This is a genomic window from Methanosarcina baltica (assembly GCF_055394095.1).
Map to the genome: position 1 here is coordinate 672,755 of NZ_AP042463.1, position 19,789 is coordinate 692,543.

Genomic DNA, 19,789 nt, shown 5'->3' on the forward strand with positions numbered 1-19,789 from the left:
TATATTAATCTATATGAAAAAAGTAATTGTTGAGTTTATACGAAATATAAGTTAGAAACAGAGGTAGCTGAATAGATACGAGAATAGAGCAAAAAGTCCTCTTCACGGAAGGTCTTTTGGCTTGCTCCTTCTTTAGAAGCAAAAGCTCCGGTTCCCCGGAAATGTTTTACAGAAACCTTGTGCATCGATCTGCCTATCTTGAACTGTACCGGTCCCGTATGGGTTATCGACCCACTACCTTTATCTTTTTTACTCTTAACTTTAATATCAAGAGGCACGGTGCATCCAAACAAACGAACATCAATACAGCTGTTCAAAATGGCTTCATCAATATTCTTTTTTCCCGATTCAAAATTATCGAGAGGTTCATCGATGGTTAAAAAATCTTTGGCTCTCAGTTTTGCGTCCTGGATTGCTCCCTTGTCATCTGATATTTCTCTAACAAATATTTCCTCATTTTTAAATTTGTAGAGGAAATCTCTGATAGTTCGCTTGAGGCGAACATCGGTTACAAGGTTTATACCGGTTTCTTCGTCGATTCGCGGCTTGTTCTCGTCAAGAGGATCTCCATTAGGGTTCCCGTCCTTTATGTCATACAAAAATACGATTTCAGACCTTCTGCTTATTTCAGTCATCTTTTACCTCCTTGCTTTGATGAACCGGTTTCAGATTATTTGATAAATTCATTCCAAGAACAAAGTAGAAACTGATTTCATCATTTGACATTCTCCAGCCAGAACCCGATTGAACCATATATTTTGCGATAACGGATTCCAGTTCCCTGTAATAGTTTGAATCATACTCTTCAAGTTTATTCTGGATCTCTGGCAAAAGTTTTTTTACATAGCGTTCATCAAGCTTTAATCCTCTTAGCCTTGTTCTGAAAGGTGCATTATCACGCTGGTATTTCTGAACGTTTAGCAGGTATTGGGTAAGTACTCCTTCTAAAAAAAGAGCTTTCTTTTCATCACTGTTGAAAAAATCGTCAAACTCCGAAAAGATCAATTCTGCCCGTTTTTCGTAGCCATCAGTCTCTTTTGAATCGAGGTCACCAAATAAACTCGACAGATCCTTAGAATCTATACTCTTACCTCCTTTGTAATTCCCAAGTAAGCATAATTGATTTAAGAACCCCAGCATCTGAAGTCCCAGAAGCGTGGAATACCTTGTGGATTTATCATTCCTGAACTCCTTTCTTATATGCTGTATTACGTGCTTTAATAAAAAATTGTAATCAATCGATATCCCTGTAAATATCCCGTTTGTAATTTCCAAAAAATACTTATTCAAATCAGGATCGTCAAGGGTATTGGGGAAAAACCATCTTACGCTGCCCAATGTGAACTTTAGAGACTTTTTTTCGGTTTCAGTAATATAGTAATCACTGAATATTTTCTTATTGTCAACAATTTCTTTTGCCTGAAAAAGTTTTTTTAACCTTGACGGCAGGACATCTTCGATATACAAAAGGATTCGATAGGCAGCATTCGATTTTTCGTAAAATTGGATATTGAAATTAAGGTAGTTATCCTGTTCACTTAGAAGACCCAGAATATCCTCTTCGTTAGCCTGTAGAAAATTCCTGTATTCTTTGGATAATTTGAAGTTTTTATCTTTGAACGTTTCAAATACTTCAAAAATTTCATCTCGATTGCCTTTGCTAAGGAATTTTGGGATTAAAAGATAATTGAATCCATAGAGATTAAATGACATATGTTTCTCAATGTATTCTTTTCCGGCTATGATTTTCAAAGCACATTCAAGGCAAACTGGATTGTTTCTCCATGCCTTGGTCTGGTCAAATCCCCCACTTACAAATCCAGGTTTATCTACAGTATAAAATTCATACGGGGTAACAAAGCCATACACTTCTTTATTTCCTTTGCAAACGCTGCATGTTTTCCCATTTTCTTTAGAAGTGACTCCGTATTTTTTGTAAAACTTAGATGCTCCATTATTTTCCAGAATTTTCCTGAATTCCTGGAACTCTCCAATATATTTATTGCACTCCTCTTCTTCAAATATTATAGTAAGAATCGAGTTTTCTTTGGAATCAATGTGACTTATTTTATCTCCAAGTTCGGAAACTATTGCTTCTTTGTTATCCTTTATGCATTTTTCAATGCTCTTTAAAAACCTGAACTCTTCTTCGTCGAGTATGGCTTTTGCTTCCTTCAAGGGTTTTGAAAACCAGCCTTCTATTTTGTTATCAAATGTTTTTTTGATTTCTGTGACTCTGGTTGTAGGAGTTATATCAGGGCCGTTTGATGACCCTCTTTTATAAAGATACTTTGAAATTTTTTCTTTTGAATACTCCTGCTGTTCAATCCCCTTAAACTCGAAACCCTCTTTATTTTTACTTAGTTTGATTCCGAATACATGTTTATACGTATCATTACTTGCGGGATTCTCTGATAAAATGCCTACAATATCATTAAGATCTGTGTTTTCTCTTTCAAGTGTGTATTCGCCAATTTCTTTCATTGATTCAATCACAGAATTTACACCCTCACAAAACAATATATTTCTAATAGTACTTATTAATTTATAATAAATGATTTGATTTTGAAATAACATGCTTCTCTGTGAATACTAACTATTGATCAAACTACAGATTATATATACTTTTCTAATTAAATCTTGCACCAATATATACGTAGTACTAATAAATTAACATGTACTATGTATGGCAAAACATATATGAAAACCTAAAAACACTTATTGTATAATGTCAAATCTCACGCTCATCTCCACAATCTATTCACTTGAACCAGTAATTGTCTGTGTAACGAGACTTTCCCCTTCAAAAATAATACTTTTAACTGAAGAAGAGGCCAATGAAAAAAAAGTGCAGTCAGAAAAAACCATCGAACAAACATTTGGAAGAGCGCTCGGAGTCGAGAAAAAAATAACATCTCTCTACAATACGGTGCAGGTTGCACAGGACGTTGCGGATCTGATCGAAGAAGAACACTCAAAAGGCAATCAGGTAATTGTCAATGTTTCAGGTGGGAGGAAAACCCAGGCCTTCGGAGCTCTTTTCGGGGCTTATGCCAGAAACGATATGGTTCAAAGAATCGTGTACGTAACTGAAGAGGACAGTCTTATAATTGATTTTCCGGTCCTGAGCTTTAACATATCGAATACCAAAAAAATCATCCTGGAACAGATTCAGGAAAGGGTTCCCTCAGTTTCCAAAATTGCGGCAAATGTCGGTATTTCAAAAGGAATGACCTATAACCATTTGAGAGAACTCAAGGCAATGGGATATATCACTGATGGGGATTCCGGCTACATGATAACTGATGCAGGAAAAATTGCTATGATATGAATTTCGTTTTTCCTCTTTTTCCCTGCAAGACTCCCATTTTCATTTAAGTTATAAACAAATTCGATATATAGTCCTCACAGTAATAATTGATACTTCCTAAGTGAGAATAAACCACGGATGGACACAGATAAACATGGATGACCTAAATCCATGTCCATCCGTGGTTCTTTACCTTTGTACGAATATAATCTGTAATCACTATAAATACAATATCAAAGGGGCCTTTTTATAAAACGATATCATGTCCGTTTGCTGCGTTTAATGTGGGGCCTTTTCCTTTACTCGCTCGGGATCGTACTTACATTAAATGCCCATATAGGATACGCTCCCTGGGATATTTTCCATGCCGGACTTTCAAAAACCGAGGGGATAAGCTTTGGGAATGCTTCAATCATAGTTGGAGTGTTTATCGTGGCAATAACCCTTTTACTCGGGGAAAAACTCGGGATAGGTACCATTCTAAACATGGTAGTTATCGGGGTGTTTATTGACGTTATTCTTGAATTGCGTATAATACCGGTCATGGACAACTTCGTTTTTGGAATTATAATGCTCGTTTCGGGCCTGTTCGTAATATCTCTGGCCTCATACTTTTACATGGGGTCAGCTTTCGGGGCAGGGCCGAGGGATAGTTTGATGGTTGCACTTATCCGTAAAACAGGACTGCCGGTGGGGGTGTGCCGGGGGACAATCGAACTTTTAGCGGGTTTTGCCGGATGGAGACTCGGGGGCATGGTAGGTATCGGAACGATTATATCGGCTTTTTTAATAGGATTTTGTATTCAGACAACCTTTAACCTGCTTAAATTTGATGTAACGGCGGTTGAACACGAAACCCTGGGTGGGACATATAAAATGTTTTTTAGTGATAAAGAAGAGCAACAATTAGAAGAAAAAGTTCCTTTGGACCCCCAATAAGACACTCATTCTTTTGCAGATTTGTTAATCCTCAGGATATCTTACTGAAAACTTTTAGGATTTCTCCTGTTTGAGCAGGCAGTACCGCACCCATTTTAACTCAAGCAATCAAAGAAAAGTTTATAATACAAATTGTAATAGTTTGTGATATAATTGATACTTATCATATCAGATTCTAAAAGCTCTTATCCTAAAAGCACTTAACCTCCTCCATATTATACATATATTCAAAATAAAAAAGGAACCGTTTTCATATGTCACAAAAATACGGGAAAGTTTATCTTGTCGGATCGGGCCCGGGCGATCCCGAACTCCTTACTCTGAAGGCCCGCAGGCTTATCGACACGGCCGAAGTCATCATCTATGACCAGCTCCCCGGAAAAGCCATCCTGGAATCCATGCCGGAAAGTGCGGAGAAAATCGATGCCGGGAAATATTCGGGAAAGCACACCCTTGCCCAGGGCAGTATCAATGACGTGCTTGTCGAAAAGGCAAAGGAAGGCAAGATGATCGTCCGACTGAAAGGCGGGGACCCTTACGTCTTTGGAAGAGGCGGAGAGGAAGCCGAAGTCCTTGTAGGAGAAGGAATCGAATTCGAAATCGTTCCCGGTATCACCTCGGCAATCTCGGCTCCGGCCTATGCGGGAATTCCTGTTACTCACAGGGATGACACCTCCATGGTGACCTTCATCACAGGACACGAAGACCCAACAAAGGAAGATAGCGGACTTGACTGGGAAACCCTCGCAAAGTTCCAGGGAACAATCGTCGTCCTGATGGGTGTGAAGATGCTCAGAAGAAACACCAAAGCCCTGCTCAAATTCGGAAAGGACCCCAAAACCCCTGTAGCCTTAATCGAACGCGGCACCCGGCCGGACCAGAGAGTGACTGTGGGAACCCTTGAGGACATCGCGGACCTTGCGGAAGAAAGAGAGGTCAAGGCCCCGGCAATCACAGTCATTGGAAAGGTTGTCCGGCTACATGAAATCCTCGGGGAACAAATTGTTAATGCGGAGTTTTAAGGAGGAGACAGGATGGATGCTTCAAACCCCCCCCTGCTTGCCCTTATGAGACCCGCAAGCTACAGGGAAAAGTCCGAGAAAATTGCCCGGGATTTCGGCTTCGAGCCGGTATATGCCCCCATGATAAGGCTTGAAGGCATAAAAGATGAGGGCTTCGAGCCCTTTATCAAAAGAGTTATCGAAGGTAGCTCCGACTACGTGATCTTCACAAGTGCAAACGGGATCATTTTCACCCTGGACAAGCTTTCAGATTCTGAAAAGAAGAGCTTTACAGAGGCTCTCAAGCAGAAGAAGGTGCTTGCCATCGGGCCAAACACGCAGAGGGAACTTGAAAAAATCGGAATTCCCGACTCCTTCATGCCCGGAGACTACAGCTCCACCGGAATTGTGGAAATCCTCGGACCGGAAGTTAAGGGAAAGACCGTGGACATTGCCCGGAGCGCTTACGGAGCAAAGGTCCTTGTGGAAGGGCTCAAAGCCTGCGGAGCCACCGTCCACGAAACCCATGTCTACACCCTCGGTATGCCCGAAGGTCCCCTCCAGCAGGAACTGATCAAACGCACCCTTTCAGGCGAAGTCCGGGTTTTTGCCTTCACAAGTTCCATGATGGTCCGAAACTTCCTGAAACACGCGGAAAAAGCCGGGGCCGGAGAATCCATAAAGGAAAACCTTTCCAAAGCCCTTGTAGGAGCCATCGGGACCCCCACCGCGAACACATTAAGGAGTTACGGGGTTAAGGTGGACGTGGTCCCTGACGAGTTTACCTTTGACGCCCTCCTTGCGGTGTTGAAAAAGGAGTTATGAAGGCTCTAAAAGGCCCTGAAAAGATTTGAACATCTCTTAAGGAATGAGTCAATAACCCCCCACTAAAGTGGGAGGCTTGTTTCGGCAAGCCTTGATTGACCAGCCTAAGTCTTAATTGACTACGTTGGATATGTCAGTGCGACAAGAAAGCTATAATATGAATTGCGGTAACGCTATCCCTTCCATTTGGGATAATCCTACTATGACATGCGTTGATGGTAACGTCAAGGTGTGAAGCTCATATGACAATATGGAGAAGTTTAGAAATCTAATCTAAACCATCTGTTAGGATAAGAATTCTAAGAAGAACGTAATGTGAACCATTGTAAGAATCGTGACCAACAACAAGCGAAATTAGATTGATACGCTTGAACCAAAATGGTAATGAAATCAGACCAATAAGGCTTGACATACTTATTGGGAAATGGACATATGATTTTCGGTTTAAAGATGGCTTCTAAGGTATTCACAATTATTCATTTTATAGAACTTGGTAAGCCCTATATGTTCCCCTCGGGGTAGGAATCCTGCAAAGGATGACAATGACATAGAGGGTAAAGGAAAGGAGTAGAAAGCGAATGACAATTTGTAATGAACTGTATAGGGGTTCTAAATTTGCCCTAATCCAAAAGGATGCAGACTTACTCCGTGGTATCAAAACGTAAGAATGAAGGTATGACCTATGAATGTAAGTCATTCAAATACGCTGATCGAGAAATCAATCCGCGAGAAGCTTACAAACAAAACACATGTTAATAGGCTGCAAGTCATGACTTACGAAAGCAGTTATTAACCAAATAACTGCTGCCCTAACGGGTTAAGAGATGCTTGAGCTGTATGAGGTGAAAGTCTCACGTACAGTTCTTAGGCGAGAAAGAGGGAGTAATCCCTCCGACTTAGCCGACCGATACATTTGGATGCTTCCTCAGTCCAATTCCCTATCGTGTAGCATTAAAAGTCCTGAAAACCAGGAGCGGTGTGCTACATATAACAAGCATATTCAACATTGGCGAGGGGAGATAGTTTAAAAAACTACGTTACCTGCTACGAGAACTTGTTTCAAAAGCAGAGTGGAGAAATCCAAACATGGAACAGAATGCCTGAAAGTTGACGGCGTTCCTCCCACGACTAAAGTCGCAGGCATCCTGCTTGAGGAATCGTGAAATATAATATCAAGTATTTTTGTTTACCATTCCTTAACCACGGAAAAGCACGGAAGGACACGAAAACCGGCCTGAGAGCCGGCGAGTACGTCGGGACTTTAAATAATCGATCAAAATCCATTGTGAACAAAACGTCAGAGAAACCATAATTGGCATCTCCCTGCGTTCTTTTTTCCGTGCTTTTCCGTGACTTTCCGTGGTTTGAATGATACCCCTAACGTCTCCACCAACAAAAACACAATCTTATGAGTATAGAGCAATTCCCGAAATAAAATCTGAACTTATATTTTTTACCATTCCTTTAAACGGCTGATTACCATGATAGGCATTTCAAAACTGTACTGCGGAACTGTGGAACCTTCCGATGCCCTGCGCTACGGCCGGGAATCAAAGAGGCTTCCCTCTCATTTGCTGCAGTTCTCAATAGACAAAAAACCGGTGGTCGTCTGGAATATGACCCGCCGCTGCAACCTCAAGTGCGTCCACTGCTATGCCCAGGCAAAGGATCTTGAGTTCAAAAACGAGCTTACGACCGAAGAAGGAAAAACCTTAATCGACGACCTTTCTGAATTCGGAAGCCCGGTTATGCTCTTTTCCGGAGGAGAGCCCACAATGCGAAAGGACCTCCCCGAACTTGCGGCCTACGCAAGGGAAAAGGGCATGAGGGCCGTAATCTCGACAAACGGGACCCTTATTACCCCGGAACTAGCAAAAAAGTTCAAAGAAGTAGGGCTTTCCTACGTAGGAATCTCCTTTGACGGGGTCCGGGAGACCAATGATAAGTTCAGGGGAGTCAAAGGGGCCTATGATGCCGCCCTCGAAGGCCTCCATAACTGCCAGGCCGAAGGCATCAAGGTGGGCCTGCGCTTTACCATCAATAAACAAAACGTTCAGGACATCCCTGCCATCTTCGACCTGCTCGAAAAAGAAAATATCCCGAGGGTCTGCTTTTACCACCTGGTCTATGCGGGCCGGGGCTCGAAAATGGTTGAGGAAGACCTTACCCATGAAGAGTCCCGAAAAGCTGTGGACCTCATCATGGACAGGACAAAGGCCCTTCATGAAAAAGGCAACCTGGTGGAAGTCCTGACCGTGGACAACCACTGTGACGGCCCCTACGTCTATCTTCGGCTCCTCAAAGAAAACCCGGAAAGAGCGGCTCAGGTCTTCGAGCTCCTTTCCATGAATCAGGGTAACTCCACCGGTATTGGCATCGGCTGCGTCTCCTGGGACGGAAAGGTCCACGCCGACCAGTTCTGGAGACACCACTCCTTCGGAAACGTCCGGGATAGGCCCTTCAGTGAAATCTGGACCGACCTTTCCGATGAAATAATGGCAGGCCTCAAGGACCGCAAAACCCTTATTCGGGAACACGCCGACCGCTGTGCCCGCTGCAAATGGCTTGACATATGCAACGGAAACTTCAGGGTCAGGGCCGAAGCCGTAACAGGAAACGTCTGGGCCGATGACCCGGCCTGTTACCTTACGGATGAAGAGATAGGGTACGACGAATCGGAATAAAAAACTAAAAAAACAAAATAATATAAAAGTATAAAAAAGTAGAAAATCAGGAAGGGTAACAGAAATGTTATCCCGCCTCGATTATTTCATCTGGTCACTCTGTTTTTTCTTTCTTTTTTTGGTTTTACTCTTCTTCGGGGTGAACCGCCAGGTCGTTCAACCAGTAATAGATAATCTGCTGGAGTTCGGCCGTTGTGATCTTTGTCCCTCCATCAGATTCGGGATCGTCCCAGGAAATCCAGTTTCCACCGGATGATCCGCTTCCAGAAGAACTTCCACAACCTGCAAATGTCTTTTCAATGAAGGGATAGAATCTGAGGGTATTGTTGTCTGCAACCCTAAAATACATATATTCAGCGATCTCCACGGTATCGTCCATTTCGAGATTGAGGGGATTGATGTTTTCAAAGACCAGGCAATCGGATATACTTACTGCTTCAAGATTACCAAATTCATCACCTGATTCAATCGTGAAGGCGTTTTCATAATCAATTAGCCAGAGGGCACCAATTTCTACAAAATAGTAATCTCCATCATGGTAAACATTTTCAACGTTTACCTTCATTACTAGGACGTCATCTTCTCCTTCAATGTCATCAAGTTCCACATCCCAGCTGTCCTCATATGAAAGATCAATTACTTCATCATCAACAAATTCCCCGTCCTTTGTAAACTCAAGCCAGACCTTATAACCATCAACATCAACCTGCTTTACTTCAAGGCCGTACCCTGACCCCAGGTCAAGGGCATCTCCATTCTTTATCCGGTATTCTTCGTCGTCATCTAGAAGAAGATAAGCAAGTTTATCCGCATTTTGTGGGTCCAGAGTGACAAAAGGTTCTCCGAAAAGAACTTCCATGGGGTAGCCACCGATATACTGCCCCCCTTCATCATCATTATCGTAATTCCAGTTCCCGTATTCGTAGTCAACGAAAATTATTTCTGTCGTATATATGAGGCCTTCTTCGGGAATTGTCCGGGCTTCAAGTCCCTCTATAGAAAGGGTCTCTGAGTAGAGGTTTTCATCAATTTCATAGAAAAACGCCGGGAAATTCGAATAATCCCATTCAAATTCAGTAACGTTTTGGACAACTTCCCCCCGAATTTCGTAAGTTCCCGGCTCGTCGTATTTTCTCATAACATAAAAACGGAGCTGCTCCGGGTCATCTGCAACGACAAAAGCTAACTCTTCCGTAATTTCCTGTTCGGAATCCATTTCGAGGTATATGGAATCAGGGTTTGTGAACTCAAGAGAATCCCCCAGGAGACTTACTTCAAATTCTCCGTATTCCATATCATTTTCAAGGGATGTCGCATTTTCATAATCAATCAGCCAGAGTCCTTCAAGCTGGGCAATACTATCTACTGCACCCTGGAATACCTGGTTTACATGGACTCTCAGGACGATGACATCATTTTCTCCTTCAACATCGTCAACATCGACCTGCCAGACAGACTGAGAGGAATCACTGGAAATAAAAATGTTTTCATCGTCTACATATTCACCGTCCTTGCTGAATTCAAGCCAGACCCTATTACCATCAACATCGACCTGCTTGGCTTCAAGGCGGTACCCTTCTCCGAGGTCAATAATCTCGCCGGTCCTCAAAGTGTATTTGTCGTCATCATCCAGTAGAAGAGGGACGAGTTTGTCCGGACTGTTTGAATCCAAAGGGACATAAGGCTCCCCGAAAAGTGCGAGCAAAGGATAATTTGAAATGGTGTTTCCGTTTTCATCCGTCCAGGCCGCATCCTGATAGGCAAATTCAACAAAATTAATACAGGTGCTGTAGATTAAACTGTCCTCCCAGATTGTTCTGCCATTTCCATCACAGATTACAAGGCTTTCGGTTGAAATGTCATCATCGACGTCGTAATAGAATGCCGGAAAATTCAGGGCGTTCATTTCAAGCTGGCCACCTTCATTAACCAGAATTTCTTCCAGATTCATACCGGAGTAAACCGCCCCCCGGATTTCTAGCGAGTTTATTTCTTCAGCCTGCGCATTCAGGCATCCTGCTGAGAGCAGCAATAATAAGGCAACTGTCTCTAAAATAAGCTTATTGACTTTTGAAAAACGCATAATACATCTCCTATTTTAATACAGACATTGATTATTTTCTTAAGTATGTTTAATAACTATAAATGTTTGTATCTTATTAATTTTTGTTAAAATGGAAAGTAAAATATACTAAGAAACATACATCATATATTAAATATGTTAATATCTTTAATCTTAAAAAAATGAAAATGTGTTTTATGCTCTACTCTAAAATTAAAAAAAGAACTTTATGGTGTTTGGGATGGGATTTAAAATACAGGAGTGTATAAATATAAAAACAGGAATAAATACAAACTCGTTTTTTTTGCTCTTGTGTTTTTTCCTGTTTTCATCCATTTTATTGCCCATAGCCGGGGCCGTCTCAGATGGTTTCGTGGTAAGCCGCACGCTTTCCGGGGATGTGGTGAATCCAGGAGATACTTTTTCCGTAAATCTTGAGATTTCGGCCCGGGACAGGGTATATGCTCCGGCAATCACCGAAAAGTTTCCTGAGGGCTGGACTCCTGTGCCGGTAAAAAAAGCCGGGGCCATTTTTAAAGCTTCAACGAACGAATGGATCTGGCTGGGATGCCTGGGTCCAGAGGAGGACAGGGTACTCGTCTATAATGTAAAAGTGCCGCAAAATTCGTTGCCCGGAGTTTATACCCTCAAGGGCAGTTTTTCTGCAGGCAGAGGTTCTGAGGCCGGGGGTTTTGTGGGCCCGCTTGAGATTTCAGGGACCTGCAAAATTACGGTTGAATCCGGAGAGCTTCCGGTTAATTCTCCCGCTGAAAGCAAGTCATTTGACAGGTCACAAAGCTCTCAGACTAAAAAAGAAGGTCTCAATCAATCTCCTCTCTTTAAACTTGATTCCGGGTCTTTGAATGAGGAAGCTGAGATTTACAGAATTGATGCAGGTATTGATGCAGGGGTTGATATTGAGATTTCAGAAAATGGTACAGGTAGCGCAGGTTCTGATAACGATTCCTCTGAGATAGTTACTGCTCCCGGTTTTTGTTTCTCAGTTTCATTGATTTCTTTACTAATATATTTAATAGTTGTGAAAGGATATTATAGTTAAACTATTATGTAAGTATTCAAGAAAATATTAACAAATAATTTTATATGTTTGATGCTTAGTTTCTATAGTTATGTGAAATGTCTGAAATTTTTGTTTTCAGGGTGAACAGTTCCAAAGTTTAGTACTACATATAGATCTGTAATAAAACAAAGGAAGTTTGGATTTATGATATCCAGAAAAAGAAATACAAGGAATTTTACTTTTAGATTGCTATTATTTGGGCTAATCGCACTTTCGATTATAACGATTGCAGCACCTGCTGTTTCTGCAGTTAATGAGATCAGTGCGGAAAGGAATATTCTGCAGGATCAGCCTATCAAACCAGGTGAGAATTTCACCGTCGTTGTCAACATCTCTTCAAACCAGGAAGATTTGTGTGCCCTATCTCTTAACGAAGAGCTGCCGGATGGATGGACATTAAACCCTGTAGATGATGACGGAGCAGAATTTAACGGAACGTCTTTGTTTAAGGCCTCAACAAATGAATGGGTCTGGGCTGAAAACTTTTATGCAGGAAGTCAAAAGACCGTAACCTATGAAGTAAACGTTCCATCAAACACTGTGTTAGGGAATTATACAATTAACGGGGAAGTCTCGGCTTATGGAGTAGATTATATAGAAATCTCAGGAGATACCGTTGTTAGTGTAACAGATGACGGGGATGCCTGCATGGTTTCTTTCTCAGTCGAATCAGCTATGCTTATCCCTGGTTCTAGCGAGGACCTTCAGTTAATAGTAGATGAGTTGCCCACAGGCCTTGCGGGATACAATATAACAGTTTACGTTCAGGACCCTTCAATTGCTGAAATTAACGCCATCTCTTTCCCCTCCTGGGCAGTTTTGAACAGTAATTCTTCACTCCCATCGGATTCGTTATTGATTACAGCCGTGGACCTGATATCTGGTGTTAATGAAGGAGATTCAAATGTGGAACTGGCCACAATCTCTGTGGTTGGCAAGGAGATAGGGGCCACGGATGTAAAAATCATAGTAACCCAGATGGACGATGATGCTGGAAATATGGTTGTTCCGATAGTAATATCCTGCAAGGTGGAAGTTACAGTTACCATCTTTCCGGGATGCTCTAACTACCCAACCGACGTTGACGGAGACGGCCTCTACGAAGACATTAACGGAAACGGCAGAAAAGACTTCGACGACATTGTGAAGTATTACAAAAACATGAGTTGGATTCCAGCCAATGTCCCTGTAGCATTTTTCGATTATAATGGAAATGGTAGAATCGACTTCAATGATGTCGTAGAACTGTATGAACTGATGTGAAGGGAAATTTGAAAACCGAGATTTCTTAATCCCTTTTTTTATTTTTATAACCATTTCTACAAGATCTATTTCTGCGACCTAAATAAATGCAGATTATATATGTGTATTTAAGAGATGATTTTATGAAAAACATATGGAAAATTGCAGGTATTTTTTTGATTGTTCTTGGGTCCTTTATTCCCTGTGTATCAGCAACGGTTCTGTCATTAGATCCACAGGAAATTAAATTGGATCCAGGCTCTGTTCAGAAATTTCAGTTAACAGCAGATACTTTTCCAGATGGTCTGGCAGGATACCGGGTCACAGCCTCAATTGCGGATCCGGAAATTGCGGAGGTCACCAATGTGTCTTTTCCAGATTGGGCCGTATTGAACGATAAATCAGACCTTCCAGCAGGTTCTTGCCTTTTCAGTGCAGTCGACCTTCAAGATAATATCAAAGAAGGCGATTCCAATGTCCGGCTTGGAACGATTGAGGTCCGAGAAATAAAACCTGGGACAACGGAATTGAGCATCTTAATAGAGCAGGTCGATGCTGACAATGGAAATCTGATACCCTGTGAGGATATCAAGGCTAAAATTACCACTGAAGGATCCGGGGCAGAAACTGAAGAAAACACCGAGGAAAGATCGGAAGAAAATACTGAAACGAAATCAGAAACTTCATCCGAAGCAGGTGGTTTTGGTTGTTTTCTGGCAGTAGCAGTTTTAATTACATCAGTAGTTATAAAAAGAGGAAAACATTTATAAAAAATTACAGGGTATAGATATAACACTCATAAAAAACAAACAATAATTATTTATGTTATATGAGTGGAGAACAAACTGACTTCCCAAAGTTCTCCAATAGCACATGTGAATATATGTCAACTACCCCTCCCTAAAACCTTCGCCTAATGGCTCAGGTTTTTGAGGAAGGGGCTTGCTTCGGTAAGCCCTAGTTGAATAGCCTTTCGTTATACTGGTCATGATATTCGAGGATACTCCACACGTTCTCGGAGATATCGATTTGGATTAAACATCCCTGAGAGGTAGGGGAAGTGTTCAGGTCATTAACAAGCCAGTATAACAGTGGCGATGTGGACCCACTCCTGCAAAGGAGGACAGAACATAAGGTCACTGTCAAACAACATTAAGGTCTCCTGTTAAACAACATTAAGGTCTCCTGTTAAACAACATTAAGGTCTCCTGTTAAACAACATTAAGGTCTCCTGTTAAACAACATTAAGATCTCCTGTTAAACAAAAAATGGGGGCCTTAGTCTCGACGCATTCATCTCCCACCTGCCAGTTCCTCCAAAGTCGGAACTGTCGAGGAAGGAGTCTTCTGCTGTCTGAGATAAATACCCGAACATGAAATATTAAAAGGTGTTCCTATGAAAAATGTATCGAAATTAGTGCTTGGACTTACACTGTTTCTTATGCTTGGAATAAGCTGTGCATCAGCGGAAACGATTTCATTCGACCCCTCTAATATAACTGTTAACCCGGGCTCGACCCAGGAAGTAGACATTCTGATTGACGCTCTTCCATATGGCCTTTCAGGATATGCCATTGAAGTTACAGTTCAGGATTCATCAGCCGCAGAGATCACAGCAGTTTCATATCCAGGCTGGGCTGTGTTGAACGGGGGGACTCTTGCAAGTCCCGCAAGTTCTGTGGACCTTTCGGGTGTGGATCTGATGGACGGTGTCAAGTCAGGAGGAATTGTTCTTGCAACTATCACAATTTTGGGACTTGAGCCAGCAGAGACGGAGATAGGCATCACAGTGTTCCAGATGGACGACGATAACGGTGGCATTATTAACGCACCCGTTATTAACGCCACGGTTCTGGTACAGGATGAGCCTACTACAGTTGTCTTCGAACCGGACAATGATTCCATGATAATTGGCTGTTCTGTAGACTTTGAACTCATTGCCGATATGTTCCCAAGTGGTCTTGCAGGATATAATGCTACGATTTCAGTTGAGGATTCGACCATCGCCGAAATTACCGAGGTGTCCTTCCCAGGATGGGCAGTGTTAAACGACTTCAGTGACCTGCCTGCTGCTTCAGTCGACCTAAGTGCCGTGGATATGGGTAATCAGGTGGTTGCTGGAAATATGAACGTGTACCTTGGATTTGTCACTGTTGAAGGACTCCTGCCAGGAACTACCAACATCACCCTTCAAATAACACAGATGGACAGTGACAGCGGATGGGACATTACAACAATAGTGTTGCCGGCTACCATTGAAACGTACATGCCGATATTGCCGGGATGCACCGCATCTCCAACCGACCTTAACGGAGACGGAGTCTACGAAGACATCAACGGAAATGGAAGAATGGACTTCGCTGACATTGTGAAGTTCTATGAAAATATGAACTGGATTACAAACAACGTCCCCGCAGAGTTCTTCGACTATAATGGAAACGGAAGAATCGACTTCAATGATGTCGTAAATCTCTATGGACAGATGTAAACAGGATGAACAAAATTCCTGAGAAATACGGAGAACAGGGCCTGTCAATAACCCCCACCAAAGGGAAAGGCTTGCTTCGGCAAGCCCTTATTGACCAGCCTAAGTCTTAACTGGCTACGTTGGATATATCATTGATACATTTGGACGCTTCAACGGTCCAATTCCATATCTTCTGGCATTAAAAGTCCCGATGGATAGGGGCGAAATGCTATACATAATATCCAGCACTGGTGAGGGGATATAATTTCAAGAACTGCATTATCTGCCAGGGAAATTCTTTTCCGAAGGTGGAGATACAACATGAAAAGGAATGTCGAAAAGTTGGCAGCATTCCTTCAATAACCAGAGTCACGCATCCTGCCTGAAGAAGGAATGCGAATTAAAATAATTCCACATGCATACCCATTTTCTTCCGTGAATATTAAAGATAATTTTTATTGATCTAATTCTGGATATTCACGATTCTGAAATAATATAAAAAGGGAAAACAGGTGTTGATATGAAAAAAATATGTAAACTTTTACTTGCATTTACATTATTTCTTGTTTTTGGGATAAGTTGTGCATCAGCCGAGGAGATATCATTTGATCCCTCAGAAATATCAATTGACGTAGGTTCCACCCAGGAAGTAGACATTCTGGTTGATAGCCTTCCCAAGGGCCTTTCAGGATATGACATTACAGTTACAGTTGAAGATCCTTCTGTTGCTCAAATCACAGCAGTTTCATATCCTTCCTGGGCAGTATTACACGGTGAACTTCTTGCAAGTCCCGCGAGTTCTATAGTACTTTCAGGTGTCGACCTGATGTCCGGCGTTGGGATAGGAGATAAAACTGTTCTTGCGACCATCACAGTCGAGAGACTTAAGCTGGCAGCTACGGAGATAGACATTGAAGTAAACCAGGTGGACGACGATAACGGCAACGTTATAGATCCAACATTAAAGAACTTGAAAATTACCGTAGCAGACGCATTGGTGGCTGATTTCACAGCAAACGAGACCGAAGGGGAAGCACCATTCACTGTCCAGTTCACGGACGCCTCTTCAAATGCGGTTAAATGGGCCTGGGACTTTGACAACGACGGTACTGTGGATTCTACAGAACAGAATCCAAGTTTCAATTACGACACTGTTGGAACCTACACTGTGAACCTGACTGTTACTAACAAAGACGGTTCTGACACCGAAATTAAGGCTGACTACATTACCGCCAATTACGTTCCTGTATACCCTGTAGCCTACTTTTCAGCCGACGTTACTGAAGGAGATGCTCCGCTAACAGTTACCTTCACTGATGAATCAAGTGATGCAACTGGCTGGGCCTGGGACTTTGACAACGACGGTACTGTGGATTCAACAGAACAGAATCCAAGTTTCAACTACGACATTGTTGGAACCTACACTGTGAACCTGACTGTTACTAACAAAGACGGTTCTGACACCGAAATGAAGGCTGACTACATTACCGCCAATTATGTCCCTGTATACCCTGTAGCCGACTTCTCAGCCGACGTTACTGAAGGAGATGCTCCGCTAACAGTTACCTTCACTGATGAATCAAGTGATGCAACTGGCTGGGCCTGGGACTTTGACAACGACGGTACTGTGGATTCAACAGAACAGAATCCAGGTTTCAATTACGACATTGTTGGAACCTACACTGTGAACCTGACTGTTACTAACAGCGACGGTTCTAACACCAAAATTAAGGCTGACTACATTACCGCCAATTACGTTCCTGTATATCCGGTCGCAAACTTCTCAGCAGACGTTACTGAAGGAGATGCTCCGCTGACAGTTACCTTCACTGATGAATCAAGTGATGCAACTGGCTGGGCTTGGGACTTTGACAACGACGGTACTGTGGATTCAACAGAACAGAATCCAAGTTTCAATTACGACACTCTTGGAACCTACACTGTGAACCTGACTGTTACTAACAACGACGGTTCTGACACCGAAATTAAGGCTGACTACATTACCGCCAATTACGTTCCTGTATACCCTGTAGCCGACTTCTCAGCCGACGTTACTGAAGGAAATGCTCCGCTAACAGTTACCTTCACTGATGAATCAAGTGATGCAACTGGCTGGGCCTGGGACTTTGACAACGACGGTAATGTGGATTCCACAGAACAGAATCCAAGTTTCAATTACGACACTGTTGGAACCTACACTGTGAACCTGACTGTTACTAACAGCGACGGTTCTGACACCGAAATTAAGGCTGACTACATTACCGCCAATTATGTTCCTGTATATCCGGTCGCAAACTTCTCAGCAGACGTTACTGAAGGAAATGCTCCGCTAACAGTTACCTTCACTGATGAATCAAGTGATGCAACTGGCTGGGCCTGGGACTTTGACAACGACGGTACTGTGGATTCAACAGAACAGAATCCTAGTTTCAATTACGACACTCTTGGAACCTACACTGTGAACCTGACAGTAGAAAACGAGCTGGGGACCACAAACACAACAACGGAAACAATAACCGTTTACGGTCTTCCTGTTGCAAACTTTACGGTAGATGACAACAAAGGGGAAGCACCATTTACGATCCAGTTCACGGATGCCTCTGAAAATGCGGTTGCATGGTTCTGGGACTTTGGAGGAGAAGGCAGTTCAACAGACCCGAGTCCGGAATTCACATTTGAGACCCCAGGAGAATACACTGTAACCCTGACGGTCAAAAATGGGATGGAAACTGAAGACAATACCACAAAAACAATAACTATTTACGGTCTTCCAGTATCTGATTTCGAGGTAAACGCATCTTCAGGAATCGCGCCTCTTACCGTTAACTTCACAGATCTGTCCGAAAATGCAATTGAATGGTTCTGGGACTTCGGAGATGAAAGCACTTCCAATGACCAGAATCCAATACACCAATACACATCTCCCGGATGTTACGATGTTAACCTGACGGTAAGCAACGGCTGGTCAGATAATTTGTCCACATTGGAAATTGTGGTTACCAAAAAGATTGAATCCTCACTCAATATCAGTGCGGAAATAAACGAAACAAAACAGGAGATTACATTCAACGACAATGCTAATGTAACTGTTAGCAGAGATAACAAGACTGTTATTATAAAGAATGACGGAATAAACATTTCCATACACTCTGATGAGAAGGGTTTCAATAATACCGAAGGTTATAACTGGACAGGAAATTACAGCTCCGCAGAACTTGAAAAGGAGACTGAAAACTTCACTCTCGGAGGAGATCTCGGAGACATCAATGTTTCTTTCAACGCCAGCCTGGAAGAAAAATTATCAAACCTTAAGAATGCAAGCATTACGGTAACTGTAGTTCCAGGAGTTCCTGAAAACGTAAATGAATCCGACTTCCAGCTTGCAGCGCAGGACTTCGCCGAAGGAAACGTGGATATCATCTATTCCATGTCCATAGAAAAGGTAGGCCTGGAAGGGACTGAGGTAAAGGACGCCTGGATTGTCATGACTTTGCCCGCAGCTTATGTGAATAACAGCACAGGTGGACCAGATTCATTCACTATCATGAGCCGGAGTGATGACGGAAAGGTGACAGAACTGGATACCACATGGACCCTGGAAGGAGATGTCTATGTCTTTACCGCATACTCTCCGGAAGGTTTCTCTGTAAAGGCTCTGGTGCACTTCACCCTGAAAGATGACACAGTTAAGACATCTTCAAAAGGTGGAAGCGGAACAGGAAGCTGCACAATAATAAGCAAGACTGAAACACCTTCTGAACCTGAAGTAATTGGAGATGTATCTAACCCAACGTCCGGTGAAGAAGACGTTGCAGAGACCAACACAGGATCAAGCACAACTCAGATCATAACACCTAAGGAAACGGAAACCCCCGATGAGAATATACCTACATCCGAGGAAGAGACAGAAACTGAAAAACAGACCCCTGGATTCGGGCTCGTATTCGCCGCTTTCGGACTTGTTTCCATGCTGTGCCTGTTGAAAAGGAGTAAAAAAGAGTAAAGAAAAGTTAAAAAAGACAGAACGGAATTAAGGGTGTCGAAGGCTTCCTGTCTTCATACCCTTCTGATATCATTTTTCAAATATGTTTTTATTTTTTTATATTTTATATATGTATCAGATCATTATTTTTGAGACTTGTTTAACTCCTTCTTCTAATATATTTTTCCTTAGGAACG

The 19,789-nt window shown here is 42.4% G+C and carries 13 protein-coding genes; 10 read left to right on the forward strand and 3 right to left on the reverse strand.

Translation table 11 applies throughout. The features are described from left to right. Nucleotides 1-35: 35 nt before the first annotated feature. Together ACZ5QV_RS02925 and ACZ5QV_RS02930 are read right to left on the reverse strand one after the other, a co-directional pair. Complete coding sequence (locus ACZ5QV_RS02925; protein WP_464601143.1) at nucleotides 36-635, reverse strand: CRISPR-associated protein; 600 nt, start codon at nucleotides 633-635, stop codon at nucleotides 36-38. Next, nucleotides 628-2,496: a TIGR02556 family CRISPR-associated protein gene (locus ACZ5QV_RS02930; RefSeq protein ID WP_464601144.1), complete on the reverse strand. Its 1,869-nt coding sequence runs from the start codon at nucleotides 2,494-2,496 to the stop codon at nucleotides 628-630. Before ACZ5QV_RS02930 ends, ACZ5QV_RS02925 begins: the two co-directional genes overlap by 8 nt. 232 nt (nucleotides 2,497-2,728) lie before the next feature. Between ACZ5QV_RS02930 and csa3 the strand changes: the two genes are divergently transcribed. The 5 genes from csa3 to ahbC all read left to right on the forward strand — a co-directional run bounded on the left by csa3 (nucleotide 2,729) and on the right by ahbC (nucleotide 8,759). Next, a complete protein-coding gene (gene csa3, locus ACZ5QV_RS02935) occupies nucleotides 2,729-3,331 on the forward strand; it encodes a CRISPR-associated CARF protein Csa3 (protein ID WP_464601145.1) in 603 nt (200 codons plus the stop codon). A 249-nt stretch (nucleotides 3,332-3,580) separates the two neighbouring features. Next, on the forward strand, nucleotides 3,581-4,249 hold the full coding sequence (locus ACZ5QV_RS02940) for a YczE/YyaS/YitT family protein (RefSeq protein WP_464601146.1): 669 nt from the start codon (nucleotides 3,581-3,583) through the stop codon (nucleotides 4,247-4,249). A 254-nt stretch (nucleotides 4,250-4,503) separates the two neighbouring features. After that, nucleotides 4,504-5,271 carry a uroporphyrinogen-III C-methyltransferase gene (gene cobA / locus ACZ5QV_RS02945; protein ID WP_464601147.1) on the forward strand — a complete coding sequence of 256 codons (768 nt, stop codon included), beginning with the start codon at nucleotides 4,504-4,506 and terminating at the stop codon, nucleotides 5,269-5,271. Between the two features lie 12 nt (nucleotides 5,272-5,283). Beyond that, nucleotides 5,284-6,075 (forward strand): uroporphyrinogen-III synthase, encoded by a 792-nt coding sequence (locus tag ACZ5QV_RS02950; RefSeq protein WP_464601148.1) that lies wholly within the window; start codon nucleotides 5,284-5,286, stop codon nucleotides 6,073-6,075. Between the two features lie 1,481 nt (nucleotides 6,076-7,556). Next, nucleotides 7,557-8,759 (forward strand): 12,18-didecarboxysiroheme deacetylase, encoded by a 1,203-nt coding sequence (gene ahbC, locus ACZ5QV_RS02955; RefSeq protein ID WP_464601149.1) that lies wholly within the window; start codon nucleotides 7,557-7,559, stop codon nucleotides 8,757-8,759. Between the two features lie 124 nt (nucleotides 8,760-8,883). Here ahbC and ACZ5QV_RS02960 read toward each other — a convergent pair whose 3' ends face one another. Next, entirely contained in the window at nucleotides 8,884-10,710 is a 1,827-nt protein-coding gene (locus ACZ5QV_RS02960) for an S-layer protein domain-containing protein (RefSeq protein ID WP_464601150.1), read from the reverse strand. A 484-nt stretch (nucleotides 10,711-11,194) separates the two neighbouring features. Here ACZ5QV_RS02960 and ACZ5QV_RS02965 point away from each other — a divergent pair, with 484 nt between their 5' ends. The 5 genes from ACZ5QV_RS02965 (at nucleotide 11,195) to ACZ5QV_RS02985 (ending at nucleotide 19,613) form a co-directional block, all read left to right on the forward strand. Further along, nucleotides 11,195-11,881, forward strand: coding sequence for a hypothetical protein (locus tag ACZ5QV_RS02965; RefSeq protein ID WP_464601151.1), 687 nt, complete (start codon nucleotides 11,195-11,197; stop codon nucleotides 11,879-11,881). A gap of 165 nt (nucleotides 11,882-12,046) precedes the next feature. Beyond that, entirely contained in the window at nucleotides 12,047-13,165 is a 1,119-nt protein-coding gene (locus tag ACZ5QV_RS02970; RefSeq protein ID WP_464601152.1) for a hypothetical protein, read from the forward strand. Nucleotides 13,166-13,287: 122 nt separating this feature from the next. Then, complete coding sequence (locus tag ACZ5QV_RS02975; protein ID WP_464601153.1) at nucleotides 13,288-13,914, forward strand: hypothetical protein; 627 nt, start codon at nucleotides 13,288-13,290, stop codon at nucleotides 13,912-13,914. A gap of 625 nt (nucleotides 13,915-14,539) precedes the next feature. Continuing rightward, entirely contained in the window at nucleotides 14,540-15,631 is a 1,092-nt protein-coding gene (locus ACZ5QV_RS02980; RefSeq protein ID WP_464601154.1) for a hypothetical protein, read from the forward strand. A 499-nt stretch (nucleotides 15,632-16,130) separates the two neighbouring features. Next, nucleotides 16,131-19,613: a PKD domain-containing protein gene (locus ACZ5QV_RS02985; protein WP_464601155.1), complete on the forward strand. Its 3,483-nt coding sequence runs from the start codon at nucleotides 16,131-16,133 to the stop codon at nucleotides 19,611-19,613. Nucleotides 19,614-19,789 lie beyond the last annotated feature (176 nt).

Excerpts from the sequence above, each read along its gene's own strand:
- ACZ5QV_RS02925 (WP_464601143.1), bottom strand. The coding sequence starts at position 635 with ATGACTGAAATAAGCAGAAGGTCTGAAATCGTATTTTTGTATGACATA.
- csa3 (WP_464601145.1), top strand. The coding sequence starts at position 2,729 with ATGTCAAATCTCACGCTCATCTCCACAATCTATTCACTTGAACCAGTA.
- cobA (WP_464601147.1), top strand. The coding sequence starts at position 4,504 with ATGTCACAAAAATACGGGAAAGTTTATCTTGTCGGATCGGGCCCGGGC.
- ACZ5QV_RS02950 (WP_464601148.1), top strand. The coding sequence starts at position 5,284 with ATGGATGCTTCAAACCCCCCCCTGCTTGCCCTTATGAGACCCGCAAGC.
- ahbC (WP_464601149.1), top strand. The coding sequence starts at position 7,557 with ATGATAGGCATTTCAAAACTGTACTGCGGAACTGTGGAACCTTCCGAT.
- ACZ5QV_RS02960 (WP_464601150.1), bottom strand. The coding sequence starts at position 10,710 with ATGAATCTGGAAGAAATTCTGGTTAATGAAGGTGGCCAGCTTGAAATG.
- ACZ5QV_RS02970 (WP_464601152.1), top strand. The coding sequence starts at position 12,047 with ATGATATCCAGAAAAAGAAATACAAGGAATTTTACTTTTAGATTGCTA.
- ACZ5QV_RS02975 (WP_464601153.1), top strand. The coding sequence starts at position 13,288 with ATGAAAAACATATGGAAAATTGCAGGTATTTTTTTGATTGTTCTTGGG.
- ACZ5QV_RS02980 (WP_464601154.1), top strand. The coding sequence starts at position 14,540 with ATGAAAAATGTATCGAAATTAGTGCTTGGACTTACACTGTTTCTTATG.
- ACZ5QV_RS02985 (WP_464601155.1), top strand. The coding sequence starts at position 16,131 with ATGAAAAAAATATGTAAACTTTTACTTGCATTTACATTATTTCTTGTT.